The organism is Streptomyces sp. NPDC051172, assembly GCF_040682555.1.
GTDB lineage: Bacteria > Actinomycetota > Actinomycetes > Streptomycetales > Streptomycetaceae > Streptomyces.
This window is the reverse complement of sequence record NZ_JBFBBE010000011.1, coordinates 1-16,665: the sequence shown is the minus strand read 5'-3', so window position 1 is coordinate 16,665 and position 16,665 is coordinate 1. Positions and strand designations below refer to the sequence as shown.

Genomic DNA, 16,665 nt, shown 5'->3' with positions numbered 1-16,665 from the left:
GGGTGAGCGAAGTGCAGTCGGTTCAGGCGGTCACGTTCAGGCCGAGGTGGGCGACCAGGTCGGCGACGGCCTTGTCCTGTCGGGCGAGGTAGGCCTTGAAGGTGTCGCCGGTGGCGAACGCGTCGGTCCAGCCGTGCCGGGCGAGCTCGGCCTGCCACTGCCGGGATGCGTGCAGTTCGGTGAGCACGTCGATCCAGCGCTGCCGGGCGGCGGCGCCGATGCCGGGTGGGGCGACGATCCCCCGCCAGTTGTCGAAGACCAGCGGGATGCCCGACGCCTTGAGGGTGGGCACACCGTCGAGTGCCGGGACCGGCCGGTCGCTGGTGACCGCCAGCACCCGCAGCTGTCCGGCGTCGATCTGGTCGAGGAACTCGCCGAAACCGCTGGTGGCGAAGTCCACCTTGCCGTCCAGCAGGGCGGGCAGGAGATCACCGCCACCGCCGTCGTAGGCGACGTACTCGACCCTCTTGGGGTCGAGGCCGATGGTCCGCGCCAGCTCCATGGGCAACAGGTGGTCCGGTCCGCCGAGTGAGGAGCCGCCGCCGACCCGCAGCCGTGCCGGGGCCTTCCGCCACGCGCTGATCAGGTCGCCGATGGTGCGGTACGGCGAGTCCTTGCGGACCACGACCGCCTCGGGCTCGTCGATCAGACGGGCGATGGGGGTGGTCTGACCGACCGTTGCCGGGCCATGGGTGACGTGGCTCGCGCCGACGACGCCGAGGCCCATCTGCAGAGCGAGGTCCTTGTTGCCCCGCTCGTCGACGATGCGCTGCAGTCCTACGGTGCCGCCCGCACCGGGCAGGTTGAAGACCTGCACGTCGGAGGCGGTCCCGGTCTCCTCGAGGACGCGGGCCACGGTGCGGGCCGTGGTGTCGTATCCGCCGCCGGGTGTGTTGGGCACCATGATGCGCAGCCCGTCGACGGGATTGTCCCCGGCACCGAGCCATGCGCCGCAGGCACTCACGACGAGCGTCAGCAGTACGCAGAGGGTGCCGTACACGGGGCGGGATCGACCGCTCATGGCACCTCCCTTTCGTTTGCCGTGCGGCGGACGCCATGATTGTGCGACCCGGCCGAACCGGTCGCCCAGGTTGTGTCAGCAGTAGAGATTGAGTTCGTTGTGGTCACCACGTTCCGCCGCCACACCCTCGCGGGCCAGATGCTGGTGCTCCAGCTCGCCATCGTCGTGGTGGTGCTGCTGGCGGTCGCCGCGGTGTCGCTCGCGCAGTCGCAAGCCACCTTCAACCGGGTCGAGGGCCGCCGGGTGAGCGCTCTCGCCGAACAGCTGGCCGCCCATCCCCTGGTGCGCAGCCGGCTGGTGCGGCCCGCCCCCGAGGAGACCCTGGCCCCGCTGGTGCACTCCACGCTGGTGCAGTCCTCGGTCACCTCGGTCACGGTGGCCGACGCCCACGGCCGTGTCGTCAGCTCGACGAACCCGACCGTGGTCGGCGACCGGCTGCCGCTGGGCCGGGGCGTCGCCGGGGGCCGCGGCTGGTCCGGCTCGCTGACCTGGGACGGCAGCCATGAACTGGTGGCTCAGGTGCCGGTGCTCGGGACGACGGGCAGCACCCTCGGACGGAGCCTGGGCACGGTCATGATCGGCGAGGCGTCCCCGACGGTGTGGCAGCGGCTCTCGGGCGCGTCCTCGTATCTGCTCGCCTACCTGGGCATCGCCAGCGCCCTCGGCGTCGCCGGTTCCTGGCTTCTCGCCCGTCGCGTCAAACGGCAGACCCTCGGTCTGGAGCCCCGCGAGATCACCGGTCTCGCCGAACACCGCGAGGCGATGCTGTACGGCATCGCCGAGGGCGTCGTCGCCCTGGATCCGCAGCACCGCGTCACTCTCGTCAACGACGTGGGCCGGCGCCTGCTGGACCTGCCCGAGGACTGCGTCGGCCGCGACCTGGCCGAACTGGGCATCGAGGGGCGGCTGCTCGATGTCCTGACGGGCGCACGCGAGGAGGGCGCGGCGCCTCATGACGAGGTCGTCATCCGCCACGGCGTGGTGCTGGTCATGAACCGTATGACCGTCACCAAGGAAGGGCAGCTGCTCGGCTCCGTCACCACGCTGCGCGATCGCACCGAACTGGCGCGTCTGGAGCGCGAGATCGGCTCCTTCCGCAGCACCTCGGAGCTGCTGCGCGCGCAGGCGCACGAGTTCGCCAACCAGCTGCACACCATCTCCGGGCTGATCCAGATCGGCGAGCAGAAGGAAGTGGTGGGCTACATCAGGGCGTTGAACCGGCGCCGCAACTCCCTCGACATGACCGTCGGCCGCCGCGTCCAGGACTCGGCCGTCGCCGCGCTGCTGATGGCGAAGGCATCCCAGGCCGCCGAGCGGAAGGTCACCCTGCGTGTCTCGGACGGCACGTCGCTGGGCCGGCTCGCTCCCGAGGACGCCGCCGACGTGGCGACCGTGATCGGCAACCTCGTCGACAACGCCATCGACGCCGCCACCGCGGGCGGCAGCGCCGACGGCGAGGCGTGGGTGGAGGTCGGGCTGCGGCAGGACGCCGCCAGCCTGGAGATCGTCGTACGCGACTCCGGTCCCGGCGTCGCCCCCGAGCTCGCCCACGAGGTCTTCGCCCACGGTTTCACCACCAAGGCGGCGAAGGAGGGCGAGCGCGGCATCGGCCTCGCCCTCACCCGGCTCGTGTGCGAGCGCCGGGGCGGAGAGATCGCGGTGACCAACACGTCCGAGGGCGCGATGTTCACCGCCCGCATGTCCGTCAACCACCCCGCCGAAGCGGTGGCGGAAGGAGCCCCCAGATGACCCAGCCGGCCGGTACCGGCACCATCGACGTGCTGGTCGTCGACGACGACTTCATGGTCGCCCGGGTGCACCGCACGTTCGTCGAACGTATCGACCCCTTCCACGTCGTGGGCACCGCCCACTCCGGCGAGCAGGCGATCAGAGCGGTCGACGAGCTGCGGCCCGACCTGGTCCTGCTCGACCTGTATCTGCCGGACATCTTCGGGCTGGACGTCATCCCCCAGCTGCGCAGCGGCGGGCACGACTGCGACGTCATGGTCATCAGCGCCGCCCGGGAGGCCGACGCGGTGCGCGGGGCCGTACGCCACGGGGTGGTCGACTACCTGCTCAAGCCCTTCGACTACGAGGACCTCAAGCCCCGTCTCGAGCGGTACGCCGCCCAGCGCGGGCGTCTGCTCAGCACCGTCGTCCGCGGTCAGGCCGACGTCGACCGGGTGCTGGCCGGAGCGTTCACCCCCGCCCCGGGCGGCGTCCTGCCCAAGGGCCTGAGCGTGGAGACCGCCGAGCTGATCGAGCGCGCCCTGCGCGACAGCGACGGCACCCTGTCCGCGGCCGAGTGCGCGGCCGCCACCGGTATCTCGCGCGTCAGCGCCCGCCGCTATCTGGAGCACTTCCACACCACGGGCAACGCCGCTGTCAGCCTGCGTTACGGTACCGCCGGCCGCCCGGAACGCCGCTACGGCTGGCGTGCGTAGCCGCGCGCTCTTCCCTCGGACCGCACTTCATCAGGCACACTCGCCCCATGGAGACAGCCGAGTTCGTGGAGATCCTGGACCGGGAGGGCCGGTTGCTGGCCGCGGCCGCCGAGGAGGCCGGCACCGACGCCAAGGTGCCGACCTGCCCGGACTGGCAGGTGAGGGACTTGGTGCGACACACGGGGATGGTGCACCGGTGGGCGGCCGCCTTCGTCGCCGAGGGGCACACGTCCTACCGTCCCGACGGCGGGCTGCCCGACCTCGACGGCGAGGAACTGCCGGCCTGGTTCCGCGAAGGACACCGGTATCTCGTCGACACCCTGGCCTCGGCCGCGCCGGACGTGCAGTGCTGGCACTTCCTGTCTGCGCCGTCACCGCTCGCGTTCTGGGCCCGACGGCAGGCGCACGAGACCACCGTGCACCGGATCGACGCGGAGTCGGCGAGAGGCGGAGCCCAGAGCGGGATCGACCCCGGCTTCGCGGCGGACGGCATCGACGAACTGCTGCGCGGCTTCCACGCCCGGCCCAGGAGCAGGGTCCGCAGCGGCGAGCCCCGAGTGCTGCGGGTACGGGCGACGGACACGAACGACGCGGTGTGGACCGTACGGCTGTCCCAGGAGCCGCCGGTGGCCGTGCGGGACGCGGCGGGCGATGCCGACTGCGAAGCGGCCGGGCCCGCCGCGCAGTTGTACCTGGCGCTGTGGAACCGGCTGCCGTTCCCGGACGTGTCCGGGGACAGCTCGGTCGCCGCGCTGTGGCGCGAGAAGTCGGCCGTCACCTGGAGCTGAGGTCGCCCGCCAGCATCCGCGTCAGCACCGCACGCTGCACCGGCAGCACCTCGCCGTGCAGCGTGCGCCCCTTCGCGGTGAGGGCGACGCGGACGCCCCGCCGGTCCTCCGGGCACATGGCGCGCTCGACGAGGCCTTCCTTCTCCAGCCGGGCGATCAGCCGCGACAGGGCGCTCTGGCTGAGATGGACCCGCTCGGAGATCTCCTGCACGCGGTAGTTGCACGAGTCGCCGGACAGCACGTCCAGCACCTCGAAGTCGCTGGCGCACAAGCCGTGTTGATGCAGTGCGCGGTCGAGTTCGCACTGGGTTCGGGCATGCAGCGCGAGGATGTCCCGCCACTGGTCCACGAGCGCCTGTTCGGCCTTCTTCGCCACCATCCGCGCACCGTAGCAGAGAAGCAGAATTATTGCACCGGAATTAAATGCATTTGCATTCGATGCATGCGCATGTAGTGTCTGTGTTCATGACCTCTCCGCTCTCCACCCCTGCGGTCCCGTCCCCGGCGGCCCGCTGGACCCCCCGGCTGTGGGGCACCCTGCTGGTGCTCTGCGCCGCGATGTTCCTGGACGCGCTCGACGTGTCGATGGTCGGTGTCGCACTGCCGTCCATCGGCTCCGACCTCCATCTGTCCACCTCGGCGCTGCAATGGATCGTCAGCGGCTACATCCTGGGCTACGGCGGTCTGCTGCTGCTCGGCGGACGCACCGCCGACCTGCTCGGCAGGCGCCAGGTCTTCCTGATCGCCCTGGGCGTGTTCGCCCTCGCCTCACTGCTCGGCGGACTCGTCGACTCCGGTCCGCTGCTGATCGCCAGCCGCTTCATCAAGGGCCTGAGCGCGGCCTTCACCGCGCCCGCCGGCCTGTCCATCATCACCACGACCTTCGCCGAGGGCCCGCTGCGCAACCGAGCCCTGTCCATCTACACCACCTGCGCCGCCACCGGCTTCTCGATGGGTCTGGTGCTCTCCGGCCTGCTCACCGAGGCCAGCTGGCGCCTGACCATGCTGCTGCCCGCGCCCATCGCCCTGATCGCCCTGATGGCGGGCCTGAAGCTGCTGCCTCGCAGCGAACGCGAGAAGGACCACAACGGCTACGACATCCCCGGCGCCGTCATCGGCACCGCGTCCATGCTGCTGCTCGTCTTCACCGTCGTACAGGCACCGCAGGTCGGCTGGGCCTCGGCCCGTACGCTGCTGTCCTTCCTGGCCGCCGCCGCACTGCTGACCGTGTTCGTGCTCGTCGAGCGACGCTCGGCCGGTCCACTGATCCGGCTCGGTGTGCTGCGCTCCGGCAGCCAGATCCGCGCCCAGCTCGGAGCGATGGCCTTCTTCGGGTCCTACGTCGGCTTCCAGTTCCTGGTCACCCTGTACATGCAGTCACTACTCGGCTGGTCGGCGCTGCACACGGCGCTCGCCTTCCTGCCGGCCGGCGCGCTGGTGGCGGTGTCCTCGACGAAGGTCGGCTCGATCGTCGACCGGTTCGGCACCCAGCGGCTGATCGCGGCGGGCTTCGCCCTGATGGTCGTCGGATACGCGCTGTTCCTGCGCGTGAACCTCGACCCGGTGTACGCCGCCGTCATCCTGCCGTCGATGCTGCTGATCGGCGCGGCCTGCGCGCTGGTCTTCCCCTCGCTCAACATCCAGGCCACCAACGGCGTCGAGGACCACGAGCAGGGCATGGTCTCCGGGCTGCTCAACACCTCGGTCCAGGTGGGCGGCGCCATCTTCCTGGCCGTCGTGACCGCGGTGGTGACCGCCGGAGCCCCCCAACACGCCACCCCGCAGGCCGTGCTGGACAGCTACCGGCCCGGACTGGTGGTGGTGACGGGCATCGCCGTCGCCGGGCTGCTGATCACCCTCACGGGCCTGCGGACGCGCCGTACCCAGCCGTCCGTCGTGGTCGCCAAGTCCACTTCCCTGGAGGCGGAGCGCGTACCCGTACGCGACTAGGGGGACGCCTCCCCTGTGTGCGCCCGGCGGGGCCTGCTTGCCCCGCCGGGCGCATCGCCGTGAGACTGGGTGCATGGAAGAATACGGGGGCCGGCGTCACAAGGCCGAGCAGGACGCGATGATCGTCGAGATCGGTTACGCGCTGGTCAGTGCGGTGTTCGCGGCGGCAGTCGTCTTCGGCGCCGTCGCCGGACCGGCGTTGCTCTTCGACCTGCCGGACCTGCTGTCCAAGGTGCTGCTGCGGATGGGGCTGACGCTCGCACCCATCGTGTTCGTCGTCCGGGTCGTGAGCGTCGTGGTGCGCTTCAGGCGGGGCGCTCAGCCCAGCCAGCCCGGCCGCACCAGCCCCGACTCGTAGGCCAGGACGACCAGTTGGGCCCGGTCCCGGGCACCCAGCTTGACCATGGTGCGGCTGACGTGGGTCTTCGCGGTGAGGGGGCTGACGACCAGACGGCGGGCGATCTCCTCGTTGGACAGGCCGATGCCGACCAGCGCCATCACCTCCCGTTCCCGCTCGGTGAGTTCGGCGAGGGTGCCGACGGCCGCGGGTTCCTTGGAGCGGGCCGCGAACTCGGCGATCAGCCGGCGGGTCACACCGGGCGAGAGCAGTGCGTCGCCCTCGACCACCGCCCTTACGGCGCGCAGGAGTTCCTCCGGTTCGGTGTCCTTGACCAGGAAGCCGGAGGCGCCGGAGCGAATCGCCTCGAAGACGTACTCGTCGAGCTCGAAGGTGGTGAGCATGACCACCTTGACGCCCTCCAGGGCCTCCTCGTCGGTGATCCGGCGGGTCGCCGCCAGACCGTCCAGCAGCGGCATGCGGATGTCCAACAGGACGACGTCCGGGCGCAGTTCGCGCACCTTGCGCAGCGCCTCCTCGCCGTCGGCGGCCTCCCCGGCCACCTCGATGTCCGGCTGCGCGTCGAGCAGCGCCTTGAAGCCGGCCCGCACCAGCGACTGGTCGTCGGCGAGCAGTACGCGGATCACCGGTCGTCCTCCTTGGCCTTGGCCTTGACCTCGAGCGGCAGTACGGCGAGCACCCGGAAGCCGCCGTCCGGGCGCGCGCCCGCCTCGATCGTGCCACCCAGCGCCGCGGCACGCTCCCGCATTCCGGCCAGGCCGTTGCCGCTGCCGCCCGCGTCGGCGCCGGTCGCGGGCCCGTCGTCGTCGATGCGCAGCCGTAGCGTCCGCTCGTCGTGGTCGACGTGCACACGCGCGTGGCGTGAGACCGAGTGCCGTACGACGTTGGTGAGGGCCTCCTGGACGATGCGGAAGGCGGCGAGGTCGGTGCCGGGCGGGAGGAGGGGAGGTTTGCCTTGGACGTCGACCGTGAGGCCGGCGCTCGCCGCCTGTTCCACCAGCTCGGGCAGCCGGTCGAGGCCGGGTGCCGGAGCGCGCGGGGCGTCTCCCGGCGTGCGGAGTGTGTCGAGGACCTGGCGGACCTCGCCGAGCGCCTCCTTGCTGGCGGCCTTGATGGTGGTCAGCGCGGTGCGCGCCTGTTCGGGGTCGGTGTCGAGGAGGGCGAGGCCGACACCCGCCTGCACATTGATCACCGAGATGCTGTGGGCGAGGACGTCATGGAGCTCCTGGGCGATCCGCAGCCGCTCCTCGTCGGCCCGCCGCCGCGCCGCCTGCGCCCGCTCGACCCGCTCCCTGGCCCACTGCTCGCGCCGGATCCGGGCCAGCTCAGCCACCGCCACGATCGCCGCCACCCACGCCGCGATGACGGCCTCCTGCGCCCAGGGGGCCGCCGAGTCCCGCGAAGGCGGCAGCCAGCGGTAGAGCCAGTGGGCCACCAGCATGTGCCCGGCCCACAGCATCGCCACCGCGCCCCAGGCGGCCCGCCGATGCCCCGAGACGATCGCGCTGAAGCAGGCCACCACCACGGTGAAGAAGACCGGCCCGTACGCGTACCCGGCCCCGAGGTAGACCATCGCGGCGGCCGCAGTGCCGTACACGACGAGCACCGGATATCGGCGCCGCCACAGCAGCAGCCCCGAGCCCACCAGCAGCAGCACGCGGGCGAACACGTCGAGGGCGGCCCGCTTGCCCTCCTGCTGATGCGCCGCGTAGTGGGAGCCGACGAGCACGAACGCGGTGAGCAGCACGGTGGACAGCCACGGCCACCGGGCCCGCCGGCGCTCCTCGCCCCAGCGGCTCAGCCACGGCGGCCCGTGCCGCCACCACTGGGGCGGCCCGCTGCCGTGCCCACGCTGCTCGTCCATGACGGCCACGCTAGACGCGCCAGGACGCGCGGGGCGTCCGCCGGGCGTGGTGATCACTCGTACTCCCCGGGAAGTACGACGCCGCGCCCGCCCTCACCTCAGCCCGACGCTGACGGCGAGCCGGCCCGCGGCATGCCGGAAGAACGCCGCCCGGTCCTCCACGACCCGGTGGAACTGGCCGAACAGCTCGAATCCGATCAGCCCGAAGAGCTGGGCCCAGGCCGCGACGAGGGCCGGGCCGACGGCGGGCGGCAGGTCGGAGGCGAAGTCGGCCGCCATCCGCTCGGCCTCGGGATGCAGTTCGGCGGGGAGGACGGGCAGGTCCAGGCCGGGGCCCAGCCGGGCGTCGCGGACGATGCCGATCAGGACGAGGCCGACGCGGGCGGCGGCCGGGACGGTGGTGTCGGGGGCCGTGTAGCCGGGGACCGGCGAGCCGTAGATCAGCGCGTACTCGTGGGGATGCGCGAGGGCCCACTCGCGCACGGCCTCGCACACGGTGGTCCAGCGCTGCACGGGTCCGGCGTCGGCCGCGGCGGTTTGCGCCGCCTCGGCCGCCTCGCCCACGGAGTCGTAGGCGTCGATGATGAGGGCGGTCAGCAGGTCGTCGCGGCTCGGGAAGTAGCGGTAGAGCGCGGAGGAGGCCATGCCGAGCTCGCGTGCCACGGCGCGCAGCGAGAGCTTGGCGGCGCCCTCGGCCGCGAGCTGTCTGCGCGCCTCTTCCTTGATGGCGGCGGTGACCTCGATCCTGGCTCGGGCGCGGGCGCCGTGTGCGGTGCTCATGGGGAGCAGTCTCGCATGAAACGAGAGCAGTGCACACAATCGAGAGCAGCGAACAAAAAAGAGAGCACTGCTCTTGCTTTCGATCGCCGACCCGGTGCAGACTGTTCATCAAGCGAGAGCAGTGCTCACAAAAGTGAGCGGCGATCTCTCCGACACCGATGGGGGTCCTCATGTCCACTCACGTCCAGAAGCCCGGCTGGTTCACCGTCAATGTCTTCAACCGCGCCGTGGCGTGGATGACCCGCCGCGGCATCAGCGTCTGGGGCTCACGGGTCCTGGCGGTCCGTGGCCGCAAGAGCGGCGAGTGGCGCACCACCCCCGTGAACCTGCTGACGGTGGACGGGCAGCAGTATCTGCTCGCCCCGCGCGGTCACGTCCAGTGGACGCACAACATGCGGGCGGCGGGCGGCGGCGAGCTGCGCCTCGGCAAGAACGTGGACGTGTTCACCGCGACCGAGGTCGCCGACGACGACAAGGTCCCGCTGCTGCGCGCCTACCTCAAGCGCTGGAAGGCCGAGGTCGGGGTCTTCTTCAACGGCGTGGGCCCCGACTCCCCCGAGGCCGATCTGCGCCGTATCGCGCCGGACCACCCCGTCTTCCTGATCACGGTCAGGAGCTGACCTCGCCGCCGGCCACCGGGCGCCGGTCGAGCGCGGTCAGCGCGCGCTGGGCCATCGGATGGGTGCGCACGATCTCGGCGAGGGAGGTCGAGCCGCGCGTGATGTCCCGGAACGCGTTCCACGCGGGCCTGAACCCGGTCAGCGCCGCGTGGAACAGGCCGGGCCGGCGTTCGAACGCCGTCATCAGACGCTTGCCGACGCTCATCTCGACGCCGAGTCCCGCCTTGATCGCGAACGCGTAGTTCAGGGCCTGGCGCCGGGTGTCCACCGCGTCGTGCGCCTCGGCGATCCGCACCGCCCACTCCCCCGCGAGCCGCCCCGAGCGCAGCGCGAACGAGATGCCCTCGCGGGTCCACGGCTCCAGCAGCCCCGCCGCGTCCCCGCACACCAGCACCCGCCCGCGGGACAGCGGCGAGTCGTCGGCCCGGCACCGGGTCAGGTGGCCGGAGGAGACGCTCGGATCGAACCCGGCAAGGCCGAGCCGTCCGACGAACTCCTCCAAGTACCGCTTGGTGGCCGCGCCTTCACCGCGCGCCGAGATCACTCCGACGGTGAGCGTGTCCCCCTTGGGGAACACCCATCCGTAACTGCCGGGGATCGGACCCCAGTCGATGAGCACCCGTCCCTTCCAGTCCTCCGCGACGGTCTCCGGCACCGGGATCTCCGCCTCCAGACCGAGATCCACCTGGTCGAGCTTCACCCCGACGTGCGCCCCTATCCGGCTGGCGCTGCCGTCCGCGCCCACCACGGCCCGCGCGAGCAGCGTCTCGCCGCCCTGCAGGAACACGGCGACCGTACGCCGGTCCGGCACCGCCGAGCCGTGCTGTTCCACGCGCTGCACGGTGACACCGGTGCGCAGCTCGGTGCCGGCCTTCTGCGCGTGCTCGACCAGCTGCTGGTCGAACTCGGGCCGGTTGATCAGGCCGAACAGCATCTGCTTGGAGCGCCGGGTGCGGGTGAAGCGCCCGTTGTTCGAGAACGTCACCGCGTGCACCCGGTCCCGCAGCGGCAGCTCGAAGCCGGGCGGCAGAGCGTCGCGCGAGGGGCCGATGATCCCACCGCCGCACGTCTTGTAGCGCGGCAGCTCCGCCTTCTCCAGCAGCAGGACGCTGCGTCCCGCGACCGCCGCCGCGTAGGCGGCCGAGGCCCCCGCGGGTCCCGCGCCCACCACGACGACGTCCCACACCCGCTGCACGTCGTCCGCCGAAGAGTTCTCGCTGCTCACGATGGTCTACTGCTCCCGATCAAGCCGCTGCCGCACCTGTCCCCCGCATCCTACGGCGGACATCACCGCAGGCCGCTGTGGGAGGATCCCGATATCCACACGTACAACGTCGCACCCACAAGGAGCGTGCCCATGTCGTCGAATCCGGTCGCCGAGACCGTCGCCTCGCTGATACCGAGGGCGCAGGCGGAGCTCGCCGAACTGGTGGCGTTCAAGTCGGTTGCGGACTTCGAGCAGTTCCCCAGGAGCGAGAGCGAGGGCGCCGCGAACTGGGTCGCCGACGCGCTGAGGGCCGAGGGGTTCCAGGACGTCGCCCTCCTCGACACCCCCGACGGCACCCAGTCCGTGTACGGCCACCTGCCCGGCCCCGAGGGCGCCAGGACCGTTTTGCTCTACGCCCACTACGACGTCCAGCCGCCGCTGGACGAGGCCGCCTGGACCACCCCGCCCTTCGAGCTGACCGAGCGCGACGGCCGCTGGTACGGGCGTGGCGCCGCCGACTGCAAGGGCGGTGTGATCATGCACCTGCTCGCGCTGCGCGCCCTGAAGGCCAACGGCGGCGTGCCGGTGCACATCAAGGTGATCGCCGAGGGCTCGGAGGAGATGGGCACGGGCGGTCTGGAGCGGTACGCCGAGGCCCACCCCGACCTGCTGGCCGCCGACACCATCGTCATCGGCGACGCGGGCAACTTCCGGGTGGGCCTGCCGACGGTCACCTCCACGCTGCGCGGCATGACCCTGGTCCGCATCCAGATCGACACCCTCCGCGGCAACCTTCACTCCGGCCAGTTCGGCGGCGCCGCCCCGGACGCCCTGGCCGCGCTGATCCGCGTACTGGACTCGCTGCGCGCGGAGGACGGTTCGACCACCGTCGACGGGCTCGCCCCCGAAACCCGCTGGGAGGGCCTGCAGTACGACGAGGAGCAGTTCCGCCAGGACGCCAAGGTGCTGGACGGTGTGCAGCTGATCGGCTCCGGCCCGGTCGCCGACCGCATCTGGGCGCGCCCGGCGGTCACGGTCCTCGGCATCGACTGCCCGCCCGTCGTCGGCGCCACCCCGTCGGTGCAGGCGGGCGCCCGCGCCCTGGTCAGCCTGCGGGTGCCGCCGGGCGTCGACGCGGCCGAGGCCACCAAGCTGCTGCAGGCCCACCTGGAGGCGCACACCCCGTGGGGCGCCCGGGTGAGCACCGAACAGGTCGGCCAGGGCCAGCCGTTCAGCGCCGACACCACCAGCCCGGCGTACGCGGCGATGGCCGAGGCCATGGCGGTCGCCTACCCCGGCCAGGAGATGCAGTACGCCGGCCAGGGCGGCTCGATCCCCCTGTGCAACACCCTCGCCGCCCTCTACCCGCAGGCGGAGATCCTCCTGATCGGCCTGAGCGAGCCGGAGGCCCAGATCCACGCGGTGAACGAGAGCGTCTCGCCCGAGGAACTGGAGCGGCTGTCGGTGGCGGAGGCCCTGTTCCTCCAGAACTACGCCGCGAGCTGACGGCACTGCAGCGCGGAAAGGGCCCTCGCCCACGGGCGGGGGCCTTTCCGTGTCCGTTCACGACCGTGTGGCAGTCCCGCACCGCGGCAGAGAGTCGTTCTTCCTGCCGGATGAGCTCATCGACCGCGCCTGCCACGTACGCAAGCCGGAAGCCGCGGCCCCGCCGTGGCCTCCCGGTCGCACCCCCTGAACTACCCCTCTGCGGCTGCGCCGGTGAGGGTGACGAGTGCTGTGGTGCCGGTCACCTTGAGGGCCTCGTCGGGAGTGTCGGTGATCAGGGCCGCGTCGAAGCGGTCGAGGACCAGGCCGCAGGCCTCCAAAACCGCGGAGCCGTCCAGTACGACCGCGAGCAGCGTCGTCTCAGCGAGAGCGGAGAGCGCCACCCGGTCCCGTACGATCTCGACCTGCGCGGTGGCCCGTCCGCGCCGGACCATCACGTTGAAGTCGACGAGCGGACCGCCCAACAGCCGGCAGTCGGTGGCGGCCTCCCCGGGGAAGGGGAAGGGGACGTACTGCTCGGCCACGGTGTGCGAGGCGCCGTCGACGGTCAGCACCATGCCGGGGCCCTCGACCAGGGTGATGATCCGGTCGACACCTTCGAAGCGGGAGAACGGTCCCGGCTCGGCCACGTCGGCGAGACTCACCCGCCACACGAAGTCCGACATCCCTGCCCGGCTGGGGGAAGAGGCGACCTCGCGGGTCAGTCCGCCCCCGTTCCTCCATGGCACGGCCGGGCGCTCGTCCGCTCTCAGAACGCGCACCGTCATCTCACACTCCTCCTCGTCGAAGAACCGCGTCGGCGGGCACGTCTGCACCGATCACCCGGCCCGGCACCAGGATAGGCAAGCCCATGAACGCCATGGGCTACGCGATCAAGGCGTCGCCGGTCGCCTACCGGGTCACCGAGTTCTCGCGGCTTCGCCGTGCCGGCCTCAAGTTCGCGCTGTCTGGCGGCGAGTGCCCTCGCCAGCATCCTGGCCCGGTAGGGGTTCGCCGTGCTGAGGGCCTTCGCCACGGCCACGGCCTCGTCCAGCAGGGCCAGCCGTCGCTCGGGCAACTCCCGCACCAGGGGTGAGCCGCTCTCCTCCACCAGGACGTACACCAGCTTCGATCCGTACACCTCCGGCTCGACCTGCGTGGGCAGTCGGTAGATCCACAGTCCCTCGACACCCCGCACCACCCGCCGGTTGGCACTGAGCAGCCGGACTTTTGCCGGCACAACCATGTCCCGGTCCATCGATCCCCTTCGTCCCGTCCCTCCCCGACCGGTGCGTGTCACACGGCGAGACAGCACGGCGAACGCACCGGCAGCCGATGACGGTTGCCGGCACGTGGGCCGGAGAGTGGATGACGACGAGTCTGCGGGTGCGGCACCATCCGCCACAAGGCCGAACGGGCGTGCGCTACCTCCTACCGAAAGCATCTCCGACCAGGCATGATGGACCTGACACTCGCTCAGACCTCGTCCGCCGACAGGCGGTCACGATCGCACACGCCAGGACGGCACTTCAGCGATCGGCAGACACGCAGCCGCCGCCACCCTGACCATGGAGGTCATGTCCTCCGCCGCGCGCCGCGCCGTCCACACCGACCTCGCCACCACCCTTTCCCTTCTCAGCGACCACGAACTGACGGGCCTCCTGGCCTCGGGGACCCCCGCGGGCGTCGGCATCGGCGGGCGTCGTCTGCTGGTCGAGGTGGACGGCAGCCGGGTCTTCGTGAAGCGGGTGCCGCTCACGGACGTCGAGTTGCTGCCCGGGAACACGCGGTCCACGGCGAACCTGTTCGAGCTGCCGGCCTTCTGCCATTACGGAACCGGCCGCAGCCCCGGCTTCGGCGCCTGGCGCGAGCTGGCCGTGCACGCGATGACGACGAACTGGGTGCTCTCCGACCGCTTCCCCGGCTTCCCTCTGATGCACCACTGGCGGGTGCTGCCGGATGCCGTCCAGCCACTCCCTGCTGAACTGGCCGACGTGGAACGGACGGTGGGCCACTGCGGCGGCTCCGGACAGGTCCGTGAGCGCCTTGAGGCCCTGCGCACTTCGTCCGCGAGTCTGACCCTGTTCCTGGAGTACTTCCCGTACACCCTCCACGACTGGCTCGACACACAGGTGCGCACCGTCGACTCGGACCGGATCTGCACCCAGGTGGACGAGTGGCTGGGCGCGCTCACCGGCTTCCTGCGCGAAGGCCGACTCCTGCACTTCGACGCCCACTTCCAGAACGTCCTCACCGACGGCGAGGAGTTCTTCCTGGCGGACTACGGGCTCGCGTTCAGTTCCCGGTTCCGGCTGTCCCGGCCGGAGCGCGCCTTCTTCGACCGGCATCGCGACTACGACCTCGTCTACAGCCGCGCCCACCTGGTGAACTGGCTCGTCACCGCCCTGTACGGGTACGACAGACAGGAGCGGGAGGCCTTCGTACGCGCCTGCGCGGTCGGGGCGCACCCCGACGGCGTCCCCGAGGCCGCCGCCGCGATCATCAAGCGTGATGCGGCACTCACCGCCGTCGTCAACGGCTTCCTCGGCCGCCTGCGCACGGAGAGCGGGCAGACCCCCTACCCGTACGAGGAACTGCGCCTCGCCTACAACAGCTCCACGTTCTCCGCGTAGTGGCAGGCGACCGGGTTCCGGCCGCTTGTGCGGGCTACGCCGACGGCAAGGACGAGGTGCGCCAACTGCTGCGCCGGTCGGCCTCGACCCCGAAACCGAACTGACCGGACTGGGCAGACGCCGGATGCGACCGCTGCGCCGCGAACTGCAGATCGTCTCCCAGGACCCGTACGCCTCCCTCGACCCGCGCATCACCGTCCATGAGATCGTCGCCGAACCCCTGCACGGACTCGCCGACGCGGCGGCGTACGACGCCCCGGGACATGACCGGGAAGTGCTCGACGAGGACGCGGACCTGGAGGGCCGGTTCGCCGCCACCGTGGCCGGACAGCGGGGGCAGGGCCGTGGCCTGGGCGAGGGCCAGGAACCACCTCCGCCGTCAGCCGACCGGGACGCCCGCTTCCAGATACAGCGCCGCCCCGCGCTCGCGCGCCCGCAGGGCCCAGCGCAGCCGCTCGTAGCGCACCGGCGGCAGCAGGTCCGCGGCCTCCTCCTCGGTGGCGAACCGCCAGTCGCGCAGCTCGGGCCCGGGCAGCAGGAGCCGTGCGGCCTCGGTGGAGTCGAGGCGGCCGCCGTCGAAGAGGAGGCGCAGTCCGCCGTAGCCGGGCGGTGCGGGGGCCTCCCAGTCGACGACCAGAAGGCGGGGGACCTCGTCGAGGTGGATGCCGGTCTCCTCGACGACCTCGCGCATGCCGGCGCGGGCGGGCGCCTCGCCGGGCTCGACGACACCGCCGGGGAACTCCCAGCCGGCCTTGTAGGTGGGGTCCACGAGGAGGACGCGGTCCTGCTCGTCGAAGAGGAGGACGCCGGCGGCGAGCGTCTCGGCGGTGGGTTCGGGGGTTTGCACTATGTCACATACCACCACCTCCCCCGTGCTGACGGCCTCGGCGATACGGAGCGCACTCTCGTACGGAGTGAGGGTCCCGGTGTCGACGGGATAGGCATCGGCGGTGAGCCAGGAGGCGAGTGCGGCACGGTACGGCTCGATGTGGTCGTACGACCACTGCCGTACCCGCATCTCGCCGTCCGGCAGGTCGGGCGGCACCTCCCGGCCGGCTATTCGCTCCCGCAGGATCGTTTCCGCCGGGGCGAGGAGCACATGCCGGACAGAGATACGGCGCGCCGCGAGGCCGCCGAAGATCTCGTCACGGTACTCCTGGCGCAGCAGGGTCATCGGAACCACCAGGGTTCCACCCAGTTCGGCGAGCATTGCGGCCGCCGTGTCGATCACGAGACGTCGCCAGATCGGCAGGTCCTGGTAGTCGCCGACCTCGGCGAGGTGTTTGGGCGGCAGCAGGTGCGTGAGCGCTGCGCCGATCACCTCGGGGTCGAAGAGCGTGCTGTTCGGGATCAGCTCGATCAGTTCCCGTGCGGTGGTGGTCTTCCCCGCACCGAACGCGCCGTTGATCCAGACGACGGTCACAGGTCCCCCTCTTCTATTGGCCCCCTGAGGCTTGCCCGCTCCACCCTGCCACGGAAACCAGCCCCAGTTGAGGGCGCACAAAAGGGGGCGCC

General features: G+C 71.4%; 18 protein-coding genes. 8 read left to right on the top strand and 10 right to left on the bottom strand.

Features of this window, described 5'->3' with window-relative positions:
• Window positions 1-22: 22 nt before the first annotated feature.
• On the bottom strand, window positions 23-1,021 hold the full coding sequence (locus AB0N07_RS08925) for a tripartite tricarboxylate transporter substrate binding protein (RefSeq protein ID WP_365833547.1): 999 nt from the start codon (window positions 1,019-1,021) through the stop codon (window positions 23-25).
• Between the two features lie 99 nt (window positions 1,022-1,120).
• On the opposite strand from AB0N07_RS08925, the gene AB0N07_RS08920 reads away from it, so the two are divergent.
• Genes AB0N07_RS08920 through AB0N07_RS08910 form a run of 3 tightly spaced genes read left to right on the top strand, consistent with a single transcriptional unit; the run spans window position 1,121 to window position 4,253 of the window.
• Window positions 1,121-2,770: an ATP-binding protein gene (locus tag AB0N07_RS08920; RefSeq protein WP_365833546.1), complete on the top strand. Its 1,650-nt coding sequence runs from the start codon at window positions 1,121-1,123 to the stop codon at window positions 2,768-2,770.
• Complete coding sequence (locus AB0N07_RS08915) at window positions 2,767-3,465, top strand: response regulator (RefSeq protein ID WP_365833545.1); 699 nt, start codon at window positions 2,767-2,769, stop codon at window positions 3,463-3,465. The genes AB0N07_RS08920 and AB0N07_RS08915 overlap by 4 nt, the downstream gene beginning before the upstream one ends.
• 47 nt (window positions 3,466-3,512) lie before the next feature.
• Entirely contained in the window at window positions 3,513-4,253 is a 741-nt protein-coding gene (locus AB0N07_RS08910; RefSeq protein WP_365833544.1) for a maleylpyruvate isomerase family mycothiol-dependent enzyme, read from the top strand.
• Here the strand turns inward: AB0N07_RS08910 and AB0N07_RS08905 are convergent.
• The gene (locus tag AB0N07_RS08905) at window positions 4,240-4,632 is read right to left on the bottom strand and encodes a MarR family transcriptional regulator (protein WP_365833543.1); all 393 of its coding nucleotides are present in this window, start codon (window positions 4,630-4,632) and stop codon (window positions 4,240-4,242) included. The genes AB0N07_RS08910 and AB0N07_RS08905 overlap by 14 nt on opposite strands.
• A gap of 86 nt (window positions 4,633-4,718) precedes the next feature.
• Between AB0N07_RS08905 and AB0N07_RS08900 the strand changes: the two genes are divergently transcribed.
• Complete coding sequence (locus AB0N07_RS08900) at window positions 4,719-6,203, top strand: MFS transporter (RefSeq protein WP_365833542.1); 1,485 nt, start codon at window positions 4,719-4,721, stop codon at window positions 6,201-6,203.
• A gap of 73 nt (window positions 6,204-6,276) precedes the next feature.
• The gene (locus tag AB0N07_RS08895) at window positions 6,277-6,561 is read left to right on the top strand and encodes a DUF6332 family protein (RefSeq protein ID WP_365833541.1); all 285 of its coding nucleotides are present in this window, start codon (window positions 6,277-6,279) and stop codon (window positions 6,559-6,561) included.
• On the opposite strand, the gene AB0N07_RS08890 is transcribed toward AB0N07_RS08895, so the two are convergent.
• The 3 genes from AB0N07_RS08890 to AB0N07_RS08880 form a co-directional block, all read right to left on the bottom strand.
• A complete protein-coding gene (locus AB0N07_RS08890; RefSeq protein WP_365833540.1) occupies window positions 6,522-7,187 on the bottom strand; it encodes a response regulator transcription factor in 666 nt (221 codons plus the stop codon). The genes AB0N07_RS08895 and AB0N07_RS08890 overlap by 40 nt on opposite strands.
• On the bottom strand, window positions 7,184-8,425 hold the full coding sequence (locus AB0N07_RS08885) for a sensor histidine kinase (RefSeq protein ID WP_365833539.1): 1,242 nt from the start codon (window positions 8,423-8,425) through the stop codon (window positions 7,184-7,186). Before AB0N07_RS08885 ends, AB0N07_RS08890 begins: the two co-directional genes overlap by 4 nt.
• A gap of 93 nt (window positions 8,426-8,518) precedes the next feature.
• Window positions 8,519-9,205: a TetR/AcrR family transcriptional regulator gene (locus tag AB0N07_RS08880; RefSeq protein WP_365833538.1), complete on the bottom strand. Its 687-nt coding sequence runs from the start codon at window positions 9,203-9,205 to the stop codon at window positions 8,519-8,521.
• A gap of 170 nt (window positions 9,206-9,375) precedes the next feature.
• On the opposite strand from AB0N07_RS08880, the gene AB0N07_RS08875 reads away from it, so the two are divergent.
• Window positions 9,376-9,825 carry a nitroreductase family deazaflavin-dependent oxidoreductase gene (locus AB0N07_RS08875; protein ID WP_365833537.1) on the top strand — a complete coding sequence of 150 codons (450 nt, stop codon included), beginning with the start codon at window positions 9,376-9,378 and terminating at the stop codon, window positions 9,823-9,825.
• Here AB0N07_RS08875 and AB0N07_RS08870 read toward each other — a convergent pair.
• Window positions 9,815-11,050, bottom strand: coding sequence for a geranylgeranyl reductase family protein (locus tag AB0N07_RS08870; protein WP_365833536.1), 1,236 nt, complete (start codon window positions 11,048-11,050; stop codon window positions 9,815-9,817). The genes AB0N07_RS08875 and AB0N07_RS08870 overlap by 11 nt on opposite strands.
• Before the next feature lie 132 nt (window positions 11,051-11,182).
• Between AB0N07_RS08870 and AB0N07_RS08865 the strand changes: the two genes are divergently transcribed.
• Entirely contained in the window at window positions 11,183-12,538 is a 1,356-nt protein-coding gene (locus AB0N07_RS08865) for a dipeptidase (protein ID WP_365833535.1), read from the top strand.
• Between the two features lie 191 nt (window positions 12,539-12,729).
• Here AB0N07_RS08865 and AB0N07_RS08860 read toward each other — a convergent pair whose 3' ends face one another.
• Window positions 12,730-13,305 carry a HutD family protein gene (locus tag AB0N07_RS08860; RefSeq protein WP_365833534.1) on the bottom strand — a complete coding sequence of 192 codons (576 nt, stop codon included), beginning with the start codon at window positions 13,303-13,305 and terminating at the stop codon, window positions 12,730-12,732.
• Complete coding sequence (locus tag AB0N07_RS08855; protein ID WP_365833533.1) at window positions 13,302-13,763, bottom strand: hypothetical protein; 462 nt, start codon at window positions 13,761-13,763, stop codon at window positions 13,302-13,304. Before AB0N07_RS08855 ends, AB0N07_RS08860 begins: the two co-directional genes overlap by 4 nt.
• Window positions 13,764-14,094: 331 nt before the next feature.
• Here AB0N07_RS08855 and AB0N07_RS08850 point away from each other — a divergent pair, with 331 nt between their 5' ends.
• Window positions 14,095-15,150 carry a protein kinase family protein gene (locus AB0N07_RS08850; RefSeq protein ID WP_365833531.1) on the top strand — a complete coding sequence of 352 codons (1,056 nt, stop codon included), beginning with the start codon at window positions 14,095-14,097 and terminating at the stop codon, window positions 15,148-15,150.
• A 34-nt stretch (window positions 15,151-15,184) separates the two neighbouring features.
• Here the strand turns inward: AB0N07_RS08850 and AB0N07_RS08845 are convergent, their stop codons facing one another.
• Together AB0N07_RS08845 and AB0N07_RS08840 are read right to left on the bottom strand one after the other, a co-directional pair.
• Window positions 15,185-15,415 carry a hypothetical protein gene (locus AB0N07_RS08845; protein ID WP_365833530.1) on the bottom strand — a complete coding sequence of 77 codons (231 nt, stop codon included), beginning with the start codon at window positions 15,413-15,415 and terminating at the stop codon, window positions 15,185-15,187.
• A gap of 114 nt (window positions 15,416-15,529) precedes the next feature.
• On the bottom strand, window positions 15,530-16,573 hold the full coding sequence (locus tag AB0N07_RS08840; RefSeq protein ID WP_365833529.1) for an NUDIX domain-containing protein: 1,044 nt from the start codon (window positions 16,571-16,573) through the stop codon (window positions 15,530-15,532).
• Between the last annotated feature and the right edge of the window lie 92 nt (window positions 16,574-16,665).